This window comes from Pseudoalteromonas nigrifaciens (genome assembly GCF_002221505.1).
In the GTDB taxonomy this organism is placed as follows: Bacteria; Pseudomonadota; Gammaproteobacteria; order Enterobacterales; family Alteromonadaceae; genus Pseudoalteromonas; species Pseudoalteromonas nigrifaciens.
On sequence record NZ_CP011036.1, the window covers coordinates 3,499,209 to 3,521,200 of the forward strand.

At 40.7% G+C, this 21,992-nt stretch carries 20 protein-coding genes and 1 rRNA gene; all 21 read right to left on the minus strand.

What is annotated here, in order from left to right; genetic code table 11:
* Positions 1 to 264 precede the first annotated feature (264 nt).
* Positions 265 to 1,800: ribosomal RNA gene (locus PNIG_RS16455) — 16S ribosomal RNA — on the minus strand.
* An 800-nt stretch (positions 1,801 to 2,600) separates the two neighbouring features.
* Positions 2,601 to 3,959, minus strand: a complete 1,359-nt coding sequence (glmU, locus tag PNIG_RS16460; RefSeq protein WP_089368914.1) for a bifunctional UDP-N-acetylglucosamine diphosphorylase/glucosamine-1-phosphate N-acetyltransferase GlmU — start codon at positions 3,957 to 3,959, stop codon at positions 2,601 to 2,603.
* A gap of 297 nt (positions 3,960 to 4,256) precedes the next feature.
* On the minus strand, positions 4,257 to 4,679 hold the full coding sequence (locus tag PNIG_RS16465; RefSeq protein WP_011329625.1) for a F0F1 ATP synthase subunit epsilon: 423 nt from the start codon (positions 4,677 to 4,679) through the stop codon (positions 4,257 to 4,259).
* Between the two features lie 14 nt (positions 4,680 to 4,693).
* Positions 4,694 to 6,079 (minus strand): F0F1 ATP synthase subunit beta, encoded by a 1,386-nt coding sequence (gene atpD / locus PNIG_RS16470; RefSeq protein ID WP_011329626.1) that lies wholly within the window; start codon positions 6,077 to 6,079, stop codon positions 4,694 to 4,696.
* 33 nt (positions 6,080 to 6,112) lie between these two features.
* Complete coding sequence (gene atpG / locus PNIG_RS16475; RefSeq protein WP_011329627.1) at positions 6,113 to 6,973, minus strand: F0F1 ATP synthase subunit gamma; 861 nt, start codon at positions 6,971 to 6,973, stop codon at positions 6,113 to 6,115.
* A gap of 60 nt (positions 6,974 to 7,033) precedes the next feature.
* Positions 7,034 to 8,575, minus strand: coding sequence for a F0F1 ATP synthase subunit alpha (gene atpA / locus PNIG_RS16480; RefSeq protein WP_011329628.1), 1,542 nt, complete (start codon positions 8,573 to 8,575; stop codon positions 7,034 to 7,036).
* A 14-nt stretch (positions 8,576 to 8,589) separates the two neighbouring features.
* Positions 8,590 to 9,123, minus strand: coding sequence for a F0F1 ATP synthase subunit delta (gene atpH, locus PNIG_RS16485; RefSeq protein ID WP_011329629.1), 534 nt, complete (start codon positions 9,121 to 9,123; stop codon positions 8,590 to 8,592).
* A 16-nt stretch (positions 9,124 to 9,139) separates the two neighbouring features.
* Complete coding sequence (gene atpF, locus PNIG_RS16490; RefSeq protein WP_011329630.1) at positions 9,140 to 9,610, minus strand: F0F1 ATP synthase subunit B; 471 nt, start codon at positions 9,608 to 9,610, stop codon at positions 9,140 to 9,142.
* A gap of 41 nt (positions 9,611 to 9,651) precedes the next feature.
* Positions 9,652 to 9,885: a F0F1 ATP synthase subunit C gene (gene atpE, locus PNIG_RS16495; RefSeq protein ID WP_011329631.1), complete on the minus strand. Its 234-nt coding sequence runs from the start codon at positions 9,883 to 9,885 to the stop codon at positions 9,652 to 9,654.
* Between the two features lie 59 nt (positions 9,886 to 9,944).
* Positions 9,945 to 10,802 (minus strand): F0F1 ATP synthase subunit A, encoded by an 858-nt coding sequence (atpB, locus tag PNIG_RS16500; RefSeq protein WP_011329632.1) that lies wholly within the window; start codon positions 10,800 to 10,802, stop codon positions 9,945 to 9,947.
* A gap of 14 nt (positions 10,803 to 10,816) precedes the next feature.
* Positions 10,817 to 11,197: an ATP synthase subunit I gene (locus PNIG_RS16505; protein ID WP_011329633.1), complete on the minus strand. Its 381-nt coding sequence runs from the start codon at positions 11,195 to 11,197 to the stop codon at positions 10,817 to 10,819.
* Positions 11,198 to 11,339: 142 nt separating this feature from the next.
* A complete protein-coding gene (locus PNIG_RS16510) occupies positions 11,340 to 12,266 on the minus strand; it encodes a ParB/RepB/Spo0J family partition protein (RefSeq protein ID WP_086996472.1) in 927 nt (308 codons plus the stop codon).
* A 20-nt stretch (positions 12,267 to 12,286) separates the two neighbouring features.
* Positions 12,287 to 13,072: a ParA family protein gene (locus tag PNIG_RS16515; RefSeq protein ID WP_011329635.1), complete on the minus strand. Its 786-nt coding sequence runs from the start codon at positions 13,070 to 13,072 to the stop codon at positions 12,287 to 12,289.
* A gap of 14 nt (positions 13,073 to 13,086) precedes the next feature.
* On the minus strand, positions 13,087 to 13,707 hold the full coding sequence (rsmG, locus tag PNIG_RS16520) for a 16S rRNA (guanine(527)-N(7))-methyltransferase RsmG (protein ID WP_011329636.1): 621 nt from the start codon (positions 13,705 to 13,707) through the stop codon (positions 13,087 to 13,089).
* Between the two features lie 15 nt (positions 13,708 to 13,722).
* Positions 13,723 to 15,612: a tRNA uridine-5-carboxymethylaminomethyl(34) synthesis enzyme MnmG gene (gene mnmG, locus PNIG_RS16525; protein ID WP_089368915.1), complete on the minus strand. Its 1,890-nt coding sequence runs from the start codon at positions 15,610 to 15,612 to the stop codon at positions 13,723 to 13,725.
* Between the two features lie 426 nt (positions 15,613 to 16,038).
* Positions 16,039 to 16,488, minus strand: coding sequence for an FMN-binding protein MioC (mioC, locus tag PNIG_RS16530; RefSeq protein WP_089368916.1), 450 nt, complete (start codon positions 16,486 to 16,488; stop codon positions 16,039 to 16,041).
* 1,034 nt (positions 16,489 to 17,522) lie between these two features.
* Complete coding sequence (gene mnmE, locus PNIG_RS16535) at positions 17,523 to 18,887, minus strand: tRNA uridine-5-carboxymethylaminomethyl(34) synthesis GTPase MnmE (RefSeq protein WP_086996465.1); 1,365 nt, start codon at positions 18,885 to 18,887, stop codon at positions 17,523 to 17,525.
* Positions 18,888 to 19,022: 135 nt separating this feature from the next.
* Positions 19,023 to 20,657 carry a membrane protein insertase YidC gene (yidC, locus tag PNIG_RS16540; protein WP_011329640.1) on the minus strand — a complete coding sequence of 545 codons (1,635 nt, stop codon included), beginning with the start codon at positions 20,655 to 20,657 and terminating at the stop codon, positions 19,023 to 19,025.
* An 8-nt stretch (positions 20,658 to 20,665) separates the two neighbouring features.
* Positions 20,666 to 20,941: a membrane protein insertion efficiency factor YidD gene (gene yidD / locus PNIG_RS16545; protein ID WP_011329641.1), complete on the minus strand. Its 276-nt coding sequence runs from the start codon at positions 20,939 to 20,941 to the stop codon at positions 20,666 to 20,668.
* Between the two features lie 128 nt (positions 20,942 to 21,069).
* Positions 21,070 to 21,492 (minus strand): ribonuclease P protein component, encoded by a 423-nt coding sequence (rnpA, locus tag PNIG_RS16550; RefSeq protein ID WP_011329643.1) that lies wholly within the window; start codon positions 21,490 to 21,492, stop codon positions 21,070 to 21,072.
* A gap of 7 nt (positions 21,493 to 21,499) precedes the next feature.
* Positions 21,500 to 21,634 (minus strand): 50S ribosomal protein L34, encoded by a 135-nt coding sequence (gene rpmH / locus PNIG_RS16555; RefSeq protein ID WP_004335215.1) that lies wholly within the window; start codon positions 21,632 to 21,634, stop codon positions 21,500 to 21,502.
* Between the last annotated feature and the right edge of the window lie 358 nt (positions 21,635 to 21,992).

Consider the following 21,992-nt stretch of genomic DNA (forward strand, 5'->3'; position numbering starts at 1 on the left):
GTTTAACTTCGCCAGAAGTTAATATTGAATACTAAAGTAGATACCAATCAACAAACGAAACGTTCATTAAATGGCACTGAATGATACTGCTATCATTCTTTTTACTTTTGAAAACTCTGTACAAATAACAGTGTTATTCATACGAATTTTATTATCAGCTTTTCCAAATTTTTAAAGAGCATATTAATTAGTCAACTCAAAGAGCAAACTAACAATTAACAATCATCTGTGTGGACACTACGAACAAATAAGTTCTAAATCGTATAAGGAGGTGATCCAGCCCCAGGTTCCCCTAGGGCTACCTTGTTACGACTTCACCCCAGTCATGAATCACTCCGTGGTAAACGTCCTCCCGAGGGTTAGACTATCTACTTCTGGAGCAACCCACTCCCATGGTGTGACGGGCGGTGTGTACAAGGCCCGGGAACGTATTCACCGCGTCATTCTGATACGCGATTACTAGCGATTCCGACTTCATGGAGTCGAGTTGCAGACTCCAATCCGGACTACGACGCACTTTAAGTGATTCGCTTACCTTCGCAGGTTCGCAGCACTCTGTATGCGCCATTGTAGCACGTGTGTAGCCCTACACGTAAGGGCCATGATGACTTGACGTCGTCCCCACCTTCCTCCGGTTTATCACCGGCAGTCTCCTTAGAGTTCTCAGCATTACCTGCTAGCAACTAAGGATAGGGGTTGCGCTCGTTGCGGGACTTAACCCAACATCTCACAACACGAGCTGACGACAGCCATGCAGCACCTGTATCAGAGTTCCCGAAGGCACCAAACCATCTCTGGTAAGTTCTCTGTATGTCAAGTGTAGGTAAGGTTCTTCGCGTTGCATCGAATTAAACCACATGCTCCACCGCTTGTGCGGGCCCCCGTCAATTCATTTGAGTTTTAACCTTGCGGCCGTACTCCCCAGGCGGTCTACTTAATGCGTTAGCTTTGAAAAACAGAACCGAGGCTCCGAGCTTCTAGTAGACATCGTTTACGGCGTGGACTACCGGGGTATCTAATCCCGTTTGCTCCCCACGCTTTCGTACATGAGCGTCAGTGTTGACCCAGGTGGCTGCCTTCGCCATCGGTATTCCTTCAGATCTCTACGCATTTCACCGCTACACCTGAAATTCTACCACCCTCTATCACACTCTAGTTTGCCAGTTCGAAATGCAGTTCCCAGGTTGAGCCCGGGGCTTTCACATCTCGCTTAACAAACCGCCTGCGTACGCTTTACGCCCAGTAATTCCGATTAACGCTCGCACCCTCCGTATTACCGCGGCTGCTGGCACGGAGTTAGCCGGTGCTTCTTCTGTCAGTAACGTCACAGCTAGCAGGTATTAACTACTAACCTTTCCTCCTGACTGAAAGTGCTTTACAACCCGAAGGCCTTCTTCACACACGCGGCATGGCTGCATCAGGCTTGCGCCCATTGTGCAATATTCCCCACTGCTGCCTCCCGTAGGAGTCTGGGCCGTGTCTCAGTCCCAGTGTGGCTGATCATCCTCTCAAACCAGCTAGGGATCGTCGCCTTGGTGAGCCATTACCTCACCAACTAGCTAATCCCACTTGGGCCAATCTAAAGGCGAGAGCCGAAGCCCCCTTTGGTCCGTAGACATTATGCGGTATTAGCAGTCGTTTCCAACTGTTGTCCCCCACCTCAAGGCATGTTCCCAAGCATTACTCACCCGTCCGCCGCTCGTCAGCAAAGTAGCAAGCTACTTTCTGTTACCGCTCGACTTGCATGTGTTAGGCCTGCCGCCAGCGTTCAATCTGAGCCATGATCAAACTCTTCAATTAAAAAGTTTTATGTCTTTCGACAGCTCAATGAATTCTGAATTTATTTTAATATCTTTCGATATTGAATTGACTGTGCCGAATAATTACCGAAATAACTATTCTGTTGGTCACTCAGTTTTCAATTGAGACTCTAATTTGTTTGCCTTACTTAGCGAACTAAGCTTGGCTGTTAGAACTCAATCTGTACGAGTGCCCACACAGATGATTGCTTTATATTGTTAAAGAACGTTTTGAGTCGCTTTAGCGTCTCAAGGGATGCGTATAATACATCCTTTATTTTTCGAGTCAACACTTTGTTTTAAACTTTCTTTTGGAAGATTTAAAACCGAAGTTTTATTTAACTCTCTGAGTAATTCGTGTCTCGCTAAGCGTTGACGTTTCCCGTCTCAGTGGGGTCGCATTATAGGGATAAACGAGTGAGGGTCAACACTTTATTTCCGCTTTATGACAATTAAATGAATATTGTATAAAAGGCATACAAACAAAGGCTTGCAATGAAGTTTAAGCTTAAAAAAGCACCAAATAAATGGCAGTAATAGGGAAGTTATAGTTACGCTAGGTAGAAGGTAGGTTGTTTAGTTTAAATGTTATGTTTAAATAATTAAATGCGGCTTAGTTATAGTACTTTACTGGGTAGCTCTAAATAAGTTAAAAGCCGGTACTTTACACCTTTTAAGGTTTAGCAAAATACTCAGTTAAATATCTGATGTAGAGTAGGGGGCTCATATTGTTCAGACAATAAAAAAGCGAGTTAATAACTCGCTTCTATCTACTTATACTTTTTAACTAAATATAAGTCGTTATTTTTTAACTGGGCGTTTCCAGCCATCTAAATTACGCTGTTTGCCTCGAGCAATAGCTAGTTGCTCATCTGCTACTGTATTCGTAATAACAGAGCCTGCACCAATTGTTGCCATTGCACCAATATTTACGGGTGCAACAAGCGATGAGTTAGAACCAATAAAGGCATTGTTGCCAATAATGGTTTTTGCTTTATTAACGCCGTCATAGTTACAGGTAATAGTACCCGCGCCAATATTAACCTTTTCGCCAATTTCAGCATCACCTAGGTAACTTAAGTGATTAGCTTTAGAGCCTTTACCTAAACGGGTTTTTTTCATTTCGACGAAGTTACCAACATGTGAGTCTTCTTCCATAATGGCACCTGGGCGAAGGCGGGCATAGGGACCAAGCGTACATTTAGCAGCAACTGTTGCATCTTCTATGAGTGTATTAGCTTTTATTATAACGTTATCGCCAATGCTGCAGTTTTTGAGCACACAGTTTGGTCCAATTTCAACGTTATGACCTATAGTCACTTTGCCTTCAAAAATCACGTTTATATCTATTAGTACATCTTCACCGGTGGTGACTGTTCCGCGAACATCTATACGGGCAGGATCGGCAAGTGTTGCCCCATTAAGCATTAACTCTTCTGCTTGCCATGCTTGGTACGCACGTTCAAGACCAGCTAGTTGTATACGATTATTAGCGCCTTCTACTTCCATTGGGTGATCTGGCTGAGCTGATGTAATTTCGACACCTTCGCTATGCGCCATTGCCACTATGTCGGTTAGGTAATATTCGCCTTGTGCATTATTGTTAGATAAGTTGCCTAACCAGCTTTTTAGCAATCGACCATTAACGGCCATAATACCGGTATTTACTTCGCTAATAAGTAATTGCTCTGGGCTGGCATCTTTTTGCTCAACAATACCCACTAACTTGCCATCAACACGTAGCATACGTCCGTAACCATTTGGATTGGCTAAATTTACGGTTAATACCGCTAAACCATGTTTAGGTGTCGCAGCTAATAAACGTTCAAGCGTTGATTGCTTAGTTAAAGGCACGTCACCGTATAAAATCAGCACTGTATCATCGTCATTAACATGAGAGTTGGCTTGCGCTACTGCATGACCCGTACCTAACTGCTCAGCTTGGAGTACCCAATTTACGTTGTTGTTGGCCAGTTGTTGTTGTAATAGTTCGCCACCATGACCGTAAACTAAGTTAGTAGTAGTTGCACCTAGTGCTTTTGCGTTATCAATAACGTGCTGCACCATAGGTTTGCCAGCCACTTTATGAAGAACTTTAGGTAGCGCTGAGCGCATGCGAGTACCTTTACCCGCTGCAAGAATAACCGTTGTTAGAGACATTAAAACAATTTCCTTTTTTCGTTGTTTTAGCTAAATAAGCGCGTACTGGTGCACAGTAGATTATGTAAATCACATCATGTGCAAATACTCAGTAGCTTAATTACTGACTACTGAATCTTGGCTGAAACACTCAGACACTTCAATGGCGTTATTGTAACGGGGATTAGTGATGGATATAAGTAACAAGGGATAAATAGTGAGCACAAAAAGTAAATTTATAATTTTTATAACATTGCTGATTTATATTACAGGCACAAAAAAGCCCACGTTATGTGGGCTTTTAAAAACCAGATAGGCTTACTTTTTACGTAATTGCTGAATAATGCGTAGCTGAGCAATTGCTTCAGCTAGTTGCACTGCGGCTTGATTATAATCAAGTTCAGCAGATGCACCTTTCGCCATTTGAGCTTCAGCGTCACGTTTAGCAGCTTCTGCAGCTTGCTCGTCAAGGTCTTCACCACGAACAGCTGTATCAGCAAGAACAGTCACTAGATTAGGTTGTACTTCTAATGTACCGCCAGCAATGTAGATGAACTCTTCTTCACCAAATTGCTTAACTAAACGTACCATACCAGGTTTAAGGGCAGTAAGTAGTGGAGCGTGACCAGCATTAACGCCTAACTCACCTTCACTACCAGTAACTTGAATCGATTCAACACGGCCAGAGAACAAACTCTGCTCTGCGCTTACTACATCAAGATGTACAGTCATAGCTGCCATACTCCCCTCCTAAGTTACATGCTTTTGGCTTTTTCTTGAGCTTCTTCGATAGAGCCAACCATGTAGAACGCTTGCTCTGGCATGTCATCAAATTCACCGTTTAAGATGCCTTTAAAGCCAGAAATTGTATCTTTTAGTGATACGTATTTACCAGACGCGCCTGTAAACACCTCTGCCACGAAGAATGGCTGAGATAGGAAACGTTGGATTTTACGTGCACGAGATACAAGTTGCTTATCTTCGTCAGAAAGCTCGTCCATACCTAGGATTGCAATGATGTCTTTAAGTTCTTTATAACGCTGAAGAACTGTTTGAACGCCACGTGCTGTATCGTAGTGCTCTTGACCAATTACTTGTGGGTCAAGTTGACGTGAAGATGAATCAAGTGGGTCTACCGCTGGGTAGATACCAAGTGACGCGATATCACGCGAAAGTACTACAGTTGCGTCTAAGTGAGCAAAGGTAGTTGCTGGAGATGGATCCGTTAAATCATCCGCAGGTACGTATACCGCTTGGATTGAAGTGATTGAACCCGTCTTAGTAGAAGCAATACGCTCTTGTAACACACCCATTTCTTCAGCAAGTGTAGGCTGGTAGCCTACCGCTGATGGCATACGACCAAGAAGTGCAGATACTTCTGTACCAGCAAGTGTGTAACGGTAGATGTTATCTACGAAGAAAAGTACATCGCGACCTTCGTCACGGAACTTTTCAGCCATAGTAAGACCTGTTAACGCTACGCGTAAACGGTTACCTGGAGGCTCGTTCATCTGACCGTATACAAGCGATACTTTATCAAGTACGTTTGAATCGTTCATCTCATGGTAGAAATCGTTACCTTCACGTGTACGCTCACCAACACCGGCGAATACTGAGTAGCCGCTGTGCTCGATTGCGATGTTACGGATAAGTTCCATCATGTTTACGGTTTTACCAACACCGGCACCACCGAATAAACCAACTTTACCACCTTTAGCGAATGGACATACAAGGTCGATAACCTTGATACCAGTTTCTAAAAGCTCAACTGAACTTGATTGCTCTTCGTAAGTAGGCGCTGCACGGTGAATAGACATACGGTCTTCTTCGCCGATTGGGCCAGCTTCATCGATTGGCTCACCAAGTACGTTCATGATACGACCAAGTGTTGCTTTACCAACTGGAACTTGAATCGACTCACCTGTATTCATTACCGAAGCACCACGACGCAAACCGTCTGTAGTACCCATAGCGATAGTACGTACCACACCGCCACCTAACTGTTGTTGAACTTCTAGAGTCAACCCAGTTAAATCGCCATCTGTTACTCTTAGCGCGTCATATACGGCTGGCACGTTGTTTTGTGGAAATTCAATATCCACAACGGCACCGATAATTTGGACGACCTTACCTAAACTCATGTCTATTCCTCTCGTTAATCTTTGCCTGAAGCATTAAACTGCTGCTGAACCAGAACAAATCTCACTAATTTCTTGTGTGATTGCTGCTTGGCGAGCTTTGTTATAAATAAGCTGTAACTCATCCATAAGGTCGCCGGCATTGTCTGTTGCAGCTTTCATTGCAACCATGCGGGCAGCCTGCTCAGATGCAGCATTTTCAACTACACCTTGGTATACTTGAGACTCAACAAACCGTACTAACAACGCTTCTAAAATAGCGTCTGGGTTTGGCTCATACAAGTAATCCCATGTGTGGGCAGATACTTCTTCTTCAGCTTTTGGCAAAGGGAGTAACTGATCTACTGTTGGCTCTTGCTTCATGGTATTTACAAACTTGTTGTATACCAAGAATAAACGGTCAATTTTACCTTCAGAGAATGCATCAAGCATTACTTTTACAGGACCAATTATATCCTGAATTGAAGGTTTATCTCCTAAGCCTGCTTTTTTAGCAAGGACTTGACCACCAAAGCGTTGGAAGAAACCAGCAGCTTTACTGCCTAAAGTTGCAAACTCTGCGCTTACACCTTTTTCTTTCCATGCTTTAATATCTAGTGCAACTTTTTTAAACTCATTTGAGTTTAAACCGCCACACAGACCACGGTCTGTAGAGATAACAATATAACCAACTCGTTTTACTTCACGCTCTTCTAAAAAAGGGTGGGTAAAATCAAGATTTGCCTGAGCAACACGACCAATCACTGTGCGTAATTTTGCAGCGTATGGACGGCTTGTAGCAACGCGTTCTTGCGCCCTTTTCATTTTAGACGCAGCAACCATTTCCATTGCGCTAGTGATCTTTTGAGTATTTTTAATACTACCGATCTTGCTTTTAATCTCTTTTCCGCTGGCCATGACTCTCTCTCCGAATCAAGGTGTGCTTTAGTTTCCTAAAGCGCACCATTAATAACTATATTACCAAGTTTGCGTAGACTTGAACTTCGTTAGAAGTTCTTTAAGTTGCGCTTCGATCTCGGCGTTGTAGTTACCAGTTTCATTGATTTGAGCCACAAGCTCTGCGTATGTGCTATTTGCATACGAAAGTAAAGCCGCTTCAAAATCCATGATCTTAGCGATCTCGATATCTTGAAGGAAACCTTTTTCAGCAGCAAATAACGACAAAGACATTTCAGCAACAGACATTGGCGCGTACTGTTTCTGCTTCATTAGCTCTGTTACACGCTCACCATGCTCAAGTTGAGCACGAGTTGCATCATCAAGGTCAGACGCGAACTGCGAGAACGCAGCTAATTCACGGTACTGAGCTAGGGCTAGACGAATACCGCCACCTAGTTTCTTAACGATTTTAGTTTGTGCAGCACCACCAACACGCGATACCGAAATACCAGCGTTTACTGCCGGACGGATACCTGAGTTGAATAGGTCAGTTTCTAAGAAAATTTGACCATCGGTGATAGAGATAACGTTAGTCGGTACGAACGCAGAAACGTCGCCGCCTTGAGTTTCAATGATTGGCAATGCCGTCAATGAACCAGTTGTACCTTTCACTTCACCATTAGTGAACTTTTCAACGTATTCAGCGTTTACACGCGAAGCACGTTCTAAAAGACGAGAGTGAAGATAGAATACGTCACCTGGGTATGCTTCACGACCTGGTGGGCGCTTAAGTAGTAATGAAATTTGACGATAAGCAACTGCTTGCTTAGACAAATCATCATATACGATTAAAGCGTTTTCACCGCGGTCACGGAAGTATTCACCCATAGTACAGCCCGCGAACGGTGCTAAGTACTGAAGTGCCGCTGATTCAGAAGCAGATGCAACAACTACGATAGTATTTGCTAATGCACCGTGCTCTTCTAATTTGCGAACTACGTTAGCAATAGTAGATGCTTTTTGACCAATCGCAACGTACACACACTTAACGCCTGTGCCTTTTTGATTGATGATTGCATCGATTGCTAGTGCAGTTTTACCTGTTTGGCGGTCACCAATGATAAGTTCACGTTGACCACGACCAACTGGAATCATCGCATCGATAGATTTATAACCAGTTTGTACTGGCTCATCTACAGATTTACGCTCGATTACACCTGGTGCAATTTTTTCTACAGGTTCAAACCCGTCATTATCTAGCGCGCCTTTACCATCGATCGGAGCACCTAGTGTGTTAACAACACGACCAAGTAGACCAGGACCAACAGGCACTTCTAAAATACGACCAGTTGTATATACTTTTACGCCTTCAGTAAGATCCGCGTACGGACCCATTACTACTGCACCAATTGAGTCGCGCTCAAGGTTTAGTGCGATAGCATAACGGTTGCCTGGAAGCTCAATCATCTCACCTTGCATACAGTCAGCTAGACCGTGGATGCGGATGATACCGTCTGTAACAGATACAATAGTACCTTCGTTACGAGCTTCACTTACAACTTCGAACTGCTCAATACGTTGTTTGATCAGATCTGAAATTTCAGTGGAATTAAGTTGCATGCTCTTTTTCCCAATTACGATTGTAGTGTTGTGGCTAAGCGGTTTAATTTACCGCGAATAGAGCCGTCGATTACAGTGTCACCCGCCTTAATAATAAGGCCTCCAACTACTGCTGCGTCTTCACTACAATTCAGCTTAACTTTGCGTGCGAAACGTTTTTCAAGTGCCGCTACCAATGACTCTTGTTGCGCTGCAACAAGAGGGGTTGCCGAAATCACATCAACGTCGATTTCTTTGTCGTATTCTGCTTTAAATTTAGCAAATAACTGTGCAACTGCTGGTAGTGCGATCAAACGTCCATTTTCAGCCATCACCTTAACTAGGTTCTGACCTTGTTCGTTGAGCTGCTCAGCACAAATTTGAATAAATAATTCAGCTTGTGTAGTAGCAGTAGGCATACCCGCTAGAAGCGCAGATGCTTTTTCATTGCTAGCAACGTGGCCAGCAAAAAATAACATCTCGTTCCAACTTTCAATAGTGCCTTTTTCAACGGCAAGTTCAAAAGCCGCTTTAGCGTATGGGCGAGCGATAGTAGTCAATTCAGACATGCTCATACCCTCCTAGTTACAGCTCAGCGACAAGTTTTTCAACGATGTCACTATGTGCAGCTTGATTAATTTCACGCTCTAAAATTCTCTGTGCGCCAACCACTGCCAGAGTTGCTACTTGCTTACGTAGCTCTTCTGTCACACGGTTACGCTCTGATTCAATTTCAGAGTGCCCTTGAGCAATGATTTTTTCACGCTCTTGTTGACCACGAACTGTCTCTTCGTCAACAATTAGCACAGCACGCTTTTTAGCTTGGTCTATGATATCAGCCGCTTGAACTTTGGCATCTTTAAGCTGTTCTGCAGCTTTCTTTTGCGCTAGTTCTAAGTCTTTTTCGGCTCTATCAGAGGCAGCTAAACCATCTTCGATTTTTTTCTGGCGAGCTTCAATTGCACCGTTTAGTGGTGGCCATACGAACTTCATACAAAAAAGTACGAACACCGTAAACGCAATCAATTCACCGATAAGAGTGGCGTTTAAATTCACAACCGCTCCTCCTTAAATAGTAAGCTGTTCAAAAAATAAAATTAAAGTACGAACAACAATACCATAGCGATACCAACACCAATCATTGCTACAGCATCGATTAGACCAGCAAGGATAAACATTTTAACTTGTAGCGAAGGTGCAAGCTCAGGTTGACGCGCACATGCTTCAAGGAATTTACCGCCCATGTTACCAAAACCTACTGCTGTACCGATTGCACCGAAGCCAATTAGTAAAGCTACTGCGATGTACTTAAGACCTAATACTAGTTCCATTTTTTTCTCCAAAGTTTCAATTGTAATTAAAGTTAAATATTAAAGGTAAAGATTATAAATTAGTGATTATCTGAACTTGCCATGCTTAGGTAAACAATGGTCAGCATCATAAATAAGAATGCTTGCAGTGTAATAACTAAGATATGGAATACTGCCCATACAAAGTGCAGTGGTAACTGCATAAAACCAATTGCGCCAATCAAGATGAAAATCAATTCACCTGCATACAAGTTACCAAATAAACGTAGTGCTAACGAAAATGGCTTAGAAACCAATGCGATAAGCTCAAGTAACAAATTGAAAGGAATCAATAAAATTTGCACAAACACGTTATTAGAGCTAAACGGGTGAAGCGTTAGTTCTTTAATAAAGCCGCCAATGCCTTTGATTTTTATTGCAAAACCAACCATTAAAATAAATACACCCAGCGCAAGTGCAGAGGTCATATTAATATCGGTAGTCGGTACAATTTTCATGTACACGTCGTGTGAGTCCATACCGAATGCTGTTTCACCAACGAAACCTGCAAATGATGGTAAAAAGTCAACCGGGATTAAGTCCATTAAGTTCATTAAGAACACCCAAACGAATATCGTTAGGGCTAATGGCGCAATAAGCTTACTTTTACCGTGGAAGGTATCGCGTACGTTGTCGCCAACGAACTCAACGATAATTTCAATAAAACACTGAAATTTTCCTGGTACACCAAGTGTTGATTTTTTTGCGGCACTACGGAAGATCCATAAAAATATTAGACCTAATCCGATAGACCATGCGAGGGTATCCACATGCCATGTCCAGAATCCACTATCCGCACATGCTTTATTGAAGGCTAAACCGGCATCGGTCGAACACATCTTCGCATTGGTCAAGTGGTGCTGAATATGGCTAGATAGAGTAACTTCTTCTGCAGCCATGTTATATCCCAAAGTTAATGTTTAAAAAAAACGGGTGCAAACAATCCAGTAAACAACACCAACACATAAGCACTAAAAAAAGGCAGTAACACTACCGGGTAAAGCTTTAGTATTAGCGCGAACAATATGATTGTTAGCATAAATTTTAGTCCGTTGCCGCGTTTTAACGAGGCATACGCTTGATTTGCTTTACTCGCACCCATATATCTGAATGCGTAGAGGGCAAATACTAAGTGGGGGAGTACTGCTACGGTGCCTCCAGCAAATGCTGATAGCCCGGCATTTATTCCCCAACCTAAAAAAATAATTACTGTAGTAACTAACGCTACTACTCCCTGCAGAAGAATTAATTTCAATGCGGCAAGCCTATACGGTCTTGCTAACTTATTCGTCACGTTTAGTTAACCTTAATGGCGTTCTAATTGTCAGGGTATGAAAACTGGCGAAATTATACTTAATCCTGCCAGTTTTGCAACTTGAGTAGCTGTATTGTGGTGTAAAATAACGACAATTGTCTCATTTTAGACATGTTATTTATTAATGCTGGGAATAGTCTTGGTTGATACGGTTTAAAATGCCATCTAATTCATCAAGGTTTGTGTAAGAAATAACCAACTTACCTTTGCCTTTTTTGTTATAGTTTATTTCTACTTTGGCACCTATGTTTTCAGCGAGTTGTTGCTCTAACTGTTTAACATCTGGATCTTTTTCTGTTGCTTCTTTAGCGGCTACAGGCTCTAAAATTGAACGTACAAGCTTTTCGGTTTCTCGCACTGTAAGTGCTTTAGCCACAGCTAAACGCGCCGCATCAGATTGCGTATCTCCCTCAAGCGCTAATAAACAACGAGCGTGGCCCATTTCAATATCGCCGTGTTCTAACAATGTTTTTACGTCATTATTTAAATTATTTAAACGCAATAAATTAGTCACTGTAGTACGAGATTTACCAACGGCATCGGCTACTTGTTGATGGGTTAATTCAAACTCATTTAGTAAACGATTTAAAGCAACCGCTTCTTCCATGGCATTTAAATCTTCACGCTGAATATTTTCTATTAAAGCAATAGCAACCGCAGCTTCATCGGGTACATCTTTAATAATACAAGGTACAGTATCAAGCTTAGCAATTTGCGCTGCACGCCAACGACGTTCACCGGCAATAATTTCATAGCTATTTTGAGCAATAGGGCGCACTACAATTGGCTGAATAATGCCTTGCGCACGAATTGAACTAGCTAACTCTTCTAATGCTTCTTCCGACATATCTTTACGCGGTTGATATTTACCCGAGTGTAAAAATTCGATCGGTAATTTTTGTAATTCGCTTTGTTGAGATTGCGTTACATTGTGCATAATGTCAGTTGTATTTGACGAATTTTGCTCATTGCTACTTGTTGGTGCAGGTTTTGATGAACTTAACAGCGCATCGAGTCCTCGGCCTAAACCTCTTTTTTTAGCAGACATATTATTTTTTTACCTCAAAGTTAGGCGACAACTGGCGTTGTTTTTTCTTTTCTGCGTAACATTTCACCAGCCAGTGCTAAATATGCTTTAGCACCACTTGATGCCCGGTCATAATACATCGCTGGTGCACCAAAACTTGGTGCCTCGGCTAAGCGAACATTACGCGGGATCACTGTGCGGTAAACTTTATCGCCAAAATGTTGTTTTAATTGTTCTGATACATCATTAGCTAATCGATTACGCGGATCGTACATAGTACGAAGTATGCCTTCAATTTGTAGCTTAGGATTAACTAACTTGGCAAGTTGCGTAATGGTGTCCATTAATGCGGTTAAACCTTCTAACGCATAATATTCACATTGCATAGGGACTAAAATAGAGTCGGCTGCAGCCATGGCATTTACAGTTAACATATTTAAAGAAGGAGGGCAGTCGATAAAAATGAATTCATATTGGTCTTGAATTTTTTCCAGCGCATTACGCAAACGTACTTCGCGGGCAAATAATTCCATTAATTTTACTTCTGCAGCGGTTACATCACCGTTTGCAGCAATCATATGATATTCACCAGAGGTTTCTTTAATTATAACCTCTTCAATTGGCTTGTTTTCTATCAGCAAATCGTAAATAGTTGGCACGTCGCCATACTTATCTACGCCACTACCCATAGTGGCATTACCTTGCGGATCGAGATCAATTAACAACACTTTTCGTTTTGTTGCAGCCATAGATGCAGCGAGGTTAACAGCGGTTGTAGTTTTACCTACACCACCTTTTTGATTTGCTAATGCGATGACTTTTGCCACAGTGTCTCTGATCCCTAGTCTTTAGAAAGAATAATTAAATGTCGTTGTGCATCTAAATTAGGTACTTCTAATGCAATTTTTTGCTCAAACTTAACGCCAGTCGGTAATGACTCTAGCTCTTCGCTAGGGAACACACCTTTAAGGGCAATAAATTTTCCTGAATGATCAATTAAGTGTCCACACCAGTCAACCATATCTTGCAATGAAGCAAATGCGCGACTGAGTACACCATCTAATTTAACACTTGGCTGATATTCTTCAACTCTTGACTGCACCGGAGTGACGTTATCAAGTCCTAGCTCATGTTTAACATGCATTAAAAAACGTACACGTTTACCTAAACTATCAAGTAACACAAAATGAGTGTTAGGTAATGCAATCGCTAATACAATACCAGGTAAGCCAGGGCCAGTTCCTACATCAATATAATGATGACCGGGTAAATGAGGTGCAACAACTAAGCTGTCCATTATGTGCTTAACCATCATTTCTTCAGGTAAGCGTACTGAGGTTAAATTATAAGCTTTGTTCCACTTAGTTAATAACTCAACGTAACGAACCAGCTGTTGCTGTTGTTTTTCGGTTAGCGCAATATTAGTTTGCGCTAACAATGTAGTTAATTGTTGCTGTAACACTAGGTACCCTCGCCGTTATGCAGATTTGCGTAACAAGCCTTGCTTCTTCAGATACACCAATAATAACGAAATCGCCGCTGGGGTGATACCAGAAATACGCGAAGCTTGACCAATAGTGTCTGGACGAGCATCAATCAGCTTAGCAACAACCTCATTTGATAAACCCGATACGGTTTTATAATCAAACTCTTTTGGTAAAATTGTTTGCTCATGGCGTAACTGTTTATTGATCTCATCTTGCTGGCGCACAATATAACCTGCGTACTTTGTATGGATCTCAACTTGTTCAAGCGCGGCTTGATTAGTAAATTCAGATCCTAAGCCGTCAATTGCCATTAGATCATTATAACTAATTTCAGGACGACGTAATAATTCCTCTAAACTAGCTTCACGCGTTAATGGCGTTTTTAGCAATGCATTAACTTGATCTATCATAGTATGATCTTTGTGGATCCAGGTATCTTTAATACGCTGTTTCTCTTTAGCGATCACTTCCATTTTTTCGTTATATGCCTGCCAACGCTCATCATTCACTAAGCCTAATTCGCGGCCTTTTTCAGTTAAACGAATATCGGCATTATCTTCACGTAATAATAAACGGTATTCAGCACGGCTAGTAAACATACGATAAGGTTCTTTCGTTCCCAAAGTAGTTAAGTCGTCAATAAGTACACCCACATAAGCTTCGTCACGACGTGGAGTCCAAGACTCTTTACCCTGAACTTTTAAAGCAGCATTCATACCTGCAATTAAACCTTGAGCACCTGCTTCTTCATAACCGGTAGTACCATTTATTTGGCCCGCAAAAAATAAGCCATCAATAAATTTAGTTTCTAATGAACGTTTTAAATCGCGCGGATCAAAAAAGTCATATTCAATAGCATAACCAGGACGACAAATATGAGCATTTTCAAAGCCAGTAATAGATTGCACAATTTCAATTTGCACATCAAACGGTAAACTGGTCGAAATACCATTTGGGTATAACTCATATGATGTTAAACCTTCTGGCTCAACAAAAATTTGATGTTTATCTTTATCAGCAAAACGAACAATTTTATCTTCAATAGAAGGGCAGTAGCGCGGGCCTATGCCTTCAATAACACCACCATACATTGGCGAGCGATGTAAGTTTTTACGAATAACATCATGGGTCTTTTCATTAGTAAAGGTGATGTAACACGGTATTTGTTGTGGGTGATCACTTGGTTTACCCATAAATGAAAATACCGGTATAGGCGTATCACCTGCTTGTTCTTGCATTTTACTAAAATCAACAGTACGGGCATCAATACGTGGTGGAGTACCGGTTTTTAAACGATCCACTCTAAAAGGTAATTCACGTAAACGATCAGCCAATGCAATTGAAGGAGGATCGCCTGCACGACCACCTTTAAAGTTTTCTAAACCTATATGTATTTGGCCACCTAAAAAAGTACCTACGGTTAGCACAACACTTGGAGCACTAAAACGTAAACCCATTTGGGTAACCACACCAGTAACACGATCGTTTTCAACAATAAGATCATCACACGATTGTTGAAAAATCTTTAAGTTATCTTGGTTTTGCAATGTTGTTTGAATTGCCGCTTTGTACAAAGCGCGATCAGCCTGTGCTCGGGTTGCACGAACGGCTGGGCCTTTTGAAGAATTAAGTGTGCGAAATTGGATCCCGCCTTTGTCAATGGCCTGTGCCATTGCACCACCTAGAGCGTCAATTTCTTTAACTAAGTGACCTTTGCCAATGCCACCAATTGCTGGGTTACATGACATTTGACCAAGGGTATCCATATTGTGAGTTAGCAGCAGGGTATTCATCCCCATACGTGCGGCTGCCAATGCGGCTTCAGTGCCAGCATGTCCACCACCTACTACGATAACGTCAAAATTTTCGTGAAAAATCATTAATGGGATCCTACTTAAATCAAACCAGTAAACTTCAAAAGGGAGCGTATTCTACCTAGAATTTAGCAGAAGATAAATGATTAACAGCGGTCAAGATCTAAGTGTGTGATCTCTAATAATATAAAGGATCTTTTAAAGAGATCTTTTATTACTATTACTACTACTGAAGCACTTTTCTGTTGATAAGGTTTAGATCTTTATTTAAAACATGCGATTAGATCAGATCTAAAGTTGTGAACATGATCGGATCATCCAGCGAATAAGCTCTGATCAAAAAGGCACTTTATGCACAGGGCAATATCAACCGGATCTTATCCAATGGATAAGCATAGCTATAAATGCAGTTTAATCAGTATTTATCCACAAAAACTATTAAATTATTAGTAAATTGTGGGTAACTTTAATTTGGTTTTTTAGCTTGATCTATTAATTTAAGCCTGTTTTAGCTAGCCAAGAGTCAAGCCAGGCCAGTGCAGTATCCTCTGGTAGCGCTTCATCAAGAATATTAAGCTCTAAGCGTTCGGCTACTCTAAGTGCACCTTTTTGTGCTAATAACTCATCTATATTGCGCCCAGCAAGGTTATAAGTATCGTAACTGGTATCGCCTAAACCAATGACTGAGTATTTTATATTAGATAAATCATCAGCTTGTGTTAAATCGTCAATAAAGCTAATCAGATTTTCAGGGTAATCCCCTGCACCATAAGTGGATGTACATATTAACCAAATAGTATTTTGCTGATCTATATCGTTAAATACAGGCTGTTCATGTAGTTGCGTACTAATACTTTGAGCATTAAGTTGATCAGCTAATTGTTCTGCAACATATTCAGCGGATCCCATTTGGCTGCCAATAATAATATTTACTGCACTCATTAATTTTTGTGATCACATAGCTTTTAATTACCGCTCATAATAACTGAGTTTGTATAACAGTAAAGTTAAGAGTGCTTTTTTGTATAACTATTTTAGCTGTAATTTTAGCCTTGGTTATTTATAACGACTCAAGTTGTTGATTAAATAGGGTTTAACAAATAATCTTTAAATGTAATCTTCTGATCAAGTTGTTGATAACAGTGGGGAAAGCTCTGTTTAAAGCCACTTTTTTATTTATGATTGATCGCTAAGTTATTGATTTAAAGAATATGAAAATGCTTAAATAGAGCTTATTAAGCAATAATATATACCCTGATCATAATGTGGATAGAATGCCTGTTGATAAGTGCTATTTAGATCATAAAATAAATTTAAATGAGATCAAATAAAGCTGATCTTTTTATTAAATGAGTCAATTAACAGTAAATAGTTAGTTTTAATGGCGGATCTAGGATATTTACTTAGTTAAATACGGAAATTTAAGTCTCTATAAAAGGTAATAAAGGCTAATTGTGGATAACTGATCTGAGATTATTTATTTTTTCAGCGCAGATCATCATTAATTTTAGCTAACTTGGCCGACCAAAAATATAATTCACGCTTACTTGGTGTTGTGTTGCTCTACTCAATTTTATAAATATGCGTAATTTAGAGTCAATAAAAGCCTAAAATAGGCTCTTATATTGAATGAATTATAAACATATATTGCAGTTCTTAAGCTTAATTAAGGCTATTTTAATAGGAAGTATTACCATAATAGCCACCGTAAAATTGATCCACTGCAGTTAAAATAGCAGTCTGTTTTGTAAAAAACAGACTGCATTAATGCTATAAATTAGCCGTTTTATAGCTATTAAAGTGGCATTATTTTTAGTTAAAACGACATTACTCTAACAAATAAAGACTGGCCAGCTCTTATCAGGCATTAATATTAGCGCAATAAAGCTGTTTTTAGGGAGGAAATAGGTAGTGAAAGCAGGGGATTTTGACAATAAAAAAGAGCCTCTAGGGCTCTTTAAAATATATTTGGCAACTTATTTACCAATACAAAACGAGCTAAATATTTTTCCAAGTAGGTCATCTGAGGTGAATTCACCGGTAATTTCGTTTAGATATTGCTGGGTTAAACGCAATTCTTCGGCGAGTATTTCGCCCGCTATATGCATTTCTAACTGAGCTTTACCTGTATCTAAGTGGTACGCTGCATGCTCAAGCGCATCAAGGTGGCGACGACGTGCCATAAAGCCGCCTTCTGTTGCACCATCAAAACCAATACAGGCTTTTAAATGCTCGCGAACCAGCTCAATACCATCGGCATTTTTAGCACTTAAACTGATGACCGGGTATTGCTGATTTTGCTCCATACCAACAACATCGCCCGATAAATCGGCTTTATTTCTAATCACTGTAACCCCTAATCCAACGGGTAATTTAGCCATAAATTCTGGCCAAATTTTATGGGGATCAGTATCAATAGTGTCGGTTCCATCAAGCATAAACAGCACTCTGTCGGCTTGGTTTATTTCATCCCATGCGCGCTCAATACCTATTTGTTCTACTAAATCAGGGCTTTCACGCAGACCTGCTGTGTCTATAATATGCAGTGGCATGCCATCTATATGTATATGTTCACGTAGTACGTCACGTGTAGTGCCGGCAATTTCGGTTACAATAGCGGCTTCGCGCCCAGCAAGGGCATTTAATAAGCTTGATTTACCCGCATTAGGGCGACCGGCAATAACAACCCGCATACCTTCGCGCATTATGCTGCCTTGCTTAGCTTGATCGGTTACCGTATTGAGCTGGGCAATAATGGCATCTAAATCGCCAGAAACTTTACCGTCAGATAAAAAATCGATTTCTTCATCGGGAAAATCAATTGCGGCTTCTACGTACATACGCAAGTGAATTACTTTTTCTACAAGTGTTTCTATGTGCTTAGAAAATTCACCTTGGAGAGACTGTAGGGCGCTTTTAGCGGCTTGCTCGCTTGTAGCATTAATTAAATCGGCGATGGCTTCTGCTTGTGTTAAATCAAGCTTGTCATTCATAAATGCACGTTCAGAAAACTCCCCAGGCTTTGCTAAACGAACGCCCTCTATTTTACTAATTTCTTTAAGTAACATATCCAGTACTACAGGACCGCCGTGGCCTTGTAGTTCAAGTACATCTTCACCAGTGAATGAGTTAGGGCCGGCAAAGTAAATGGCAATACCTTGATCAAGTTGCTCGCCAGCAAGGCTTTTAAATGGCACATAATCGGCGTAGCGAACTTTAGGTATTTTACCTACTACTTTTTCGGCAACACTTTTAGCAAGGCTGCCTGAAACGCGAATAATACCAACACCACCACGTCCGGGGGCTGTTGCTTGTGCTGCAATTGTGTCTTGATTGATCATGCTATTAATTTGCCAACAATGAGTAACTTTATGGCGGTATTGTAACCTATGGATTTATTTGTAGCGAATAGCTGTGGTGAAAAACAGGTAATAAAAAAGGCGACCGAAGTCGCCTTTATATAAGTAGGAGCTTAATTAGCCTCTTACTTTAATACCTTTCTTTTCCATGCCGCGGTAGATGATGAGCATCTGGACAATAGAAATAAGGTTAGACACTAACCAGTAAAGAACTAAACCAGATGGGAACCATAAGAAGAACACAGAGAAGATAACCGGCATAAAGGTCATCATTTTTTGCTGCATTGGATCGGTAACCGTCATAGGCTGTAATTTTTGCGTAATAAACATACTGGCGCCAAATAAGATTGGTAACACGTAGTATGGGTCTTTCGCAGAAAGGTCAGTTAGCCAAAAAATAAATTCAGCGTGGCGAAGTTCTGTTGATTCTAAGAACACGTAGAACAAGGCTAAGAAAATAGGCATTTGTAGCAAAATAGGGAAACAGCCACCCATAGGGTTCACTTTTTCTTTTTTGTACATTTCCATTGTGGCTTGGCCGAATTTTTGACGGTCGTCACCAAATTTTTCTTTAAGCGCTGCCATTTTAGGCTGAAGGGCACGCATTTTAGCCATTGAAGTATATTGCGCTTTAGTCAGTGGGTACATTAACGACTTAACGATAATAGTAATGGCAATAATAGCCACACCCCAGTTACCTAAAATACTGTGTAACCACTTTAACAATACAAATAAAGGTTGTGAGATAAACCATAACCAACCGTAATCTACGGTTAAATCTAAATCTGGGTGAATAGCTTCAAGTACATCAGACTCTTTAGGGCCCATATAATAAGTCGCAGTAAGTGTTTGCTCACTACCAGCTTGAATATTAACCGCTTCGTCTTTAACACCAATGATGGCAGCATTACTCTTAGTAATTAAACTATAAAGTGTATTTGACTGATCCTGCATTGGAACCCAAGCACTTACAAAGTAATGTTGAATAAACGCAACATAGCCACCAAGTGTAATTTTATTTAGGTTTTTGTCAGCCATATCTGAAAAACTGTACTTTTCGTACGGGTCATCATCAGTACCGTATGCTGCACCTAAATAGTTTTGATCAACCATGCTGCCTTTGTCTTGTACAGTGCGCTTAACTTGTGTGTAAAGCTGTACTTGAAGTGGCGTGCTAGTGGTGTTGTTAATTGTGTATTCTAAAGCAACATCATATTGACCTTTTTTGAATACATAGGTTTTTGTAAAGTTAACACCATTACTATCAGTAAACTGTAGCGGCACTCTAAGCTCATCACCCGTTAAAGTGTATGACTTTTGCTCTACGTGGTAAGTTGGGCGACCTTGTGCAGAAGCATCAGGACCATTTAAGCCAATTAAACCACTTTGTGAAAAGTATTGTTTACCATCAAACTCACCAAGCAGCATATAAGGTGTTTCACTGCCTTTAGTTTCTTCATATTGAAGTAAGTAAGTTTCAACAATATCACCGCCTCGGGTATCAATTTTAACTTTGAAAACATCTGTTGTAATTTCAATTACAGAGCGTTTTGCTAAAGTTGCTGAGGCAGGTAACGCAGAGTCAGATGAAGTTGGTACATAATCTTCTGATTCTGATGATGTTGGGTTTAATGTTTGTGTGGTGGCACTCGGATCGGCTTTTGGCGTGTTGTAATCAGTATTCCATTCTTGAAATAATAAAAACGACACCAGCATCAGGCCAATGAATAAAAACGTGCGTTGCGATTCCATAACAGCTCTTATTTCTCGTGTTGGTGGTTAATATGGGTTAATTTTTCAGGAACGGGGTCGTTCCCACCTGAATGTAAAGGATGGCATTTTAATATGCGTTTAACTGCTAACCAACTGCCTTTTACTGATCCATGCAAATTAATTGCTTGAATAGCGTAACTAGAGCACGTTGGATTAAAACGACAATGCGGACCTAATAGCGGGCTAATCCACTTTTGATAACCGCGGATAAATAAAACTAAACAATACGTTGGCAAAGCAACAAGTGGTTTAAGTAACCTCATGATATATATGCTCCTACGTAAGTTTAGTAAATAGATACCATGTATTTAAAGACTCAATATGAGATTTCAAATGCATGATTAAAAGGTGAGCTAAAGATACCTTAATTAACCCTGTAATTCTATTGCTATTAGGTCTGTTTATTTGATTTAACTGATTTATTAGGGCGCTTTTTAAAAGGTGGTGGTTTGGGCGCACCCGGTTTGCAGCGCTCATTAATTTTACGCCACAACTTGGTCAGTTGTTTGGTTAATTCTTCATTAGACTGCTCATCAATACCACTTTTAACCATAAGCACAATATCTATATTGTCGATGTTGTGTTTATTTAAACGAAAGCATTCGCGAGCTAAACGTTTAATACGGTTACGTTGACATGCCTTTTTAACTCGTTTTTTAGCAACAGTAAGTCCTAACCGAGGTTGATCTTGGTCATTAGGTTTAGCTAAAAGAGTAAAGAAAGGAGTTGCAGCCCGGGCGGGTTCATTAAATATGCGAGAGTAATGCGAGGGAGTTAACAGACGTAACTCCCTGCCAAAGTTAAAGTCTTCCACTTATAAATTAAGCAGAAAGAACTTTACGGCCTTTAGCGCGGCGACGAGCTAATACTTTACGGCCATTTACAGTTGCCATGCGAGCACGGAAACCGTGAGCACGTTTGCGTTTTAAAACGCTTGGTTGAAAAGTTCTTTTCATAACAATCTCTTCCGATCGGTTAAAGTTAAAACATCCTATGCAGGTCGCGATCCTGGCACAGGTGCCATTGCGAGCGCGAGATATTATAGATGAAGTGTATTAAAGTCAATCATAATTACGCACTACCCTTAGAGTATACCAGCTATTTAATGTAGATCATAAAGAGTGATCTATTAGGATCATCATTAATAAGAAGTTTTCCACAGCCCCTGTATAAAAAGTGAATAAAAGTAGGGGAAAACTAAATTAGATCGCAGATTTGTTTCGCGATCCAGAGCTAATTTTGTTATGATCTATGCTCAGGCTTTAAAATTAAACTTGTATTAAATCATTGTGTTAAGTGTTTTATACCGTGATA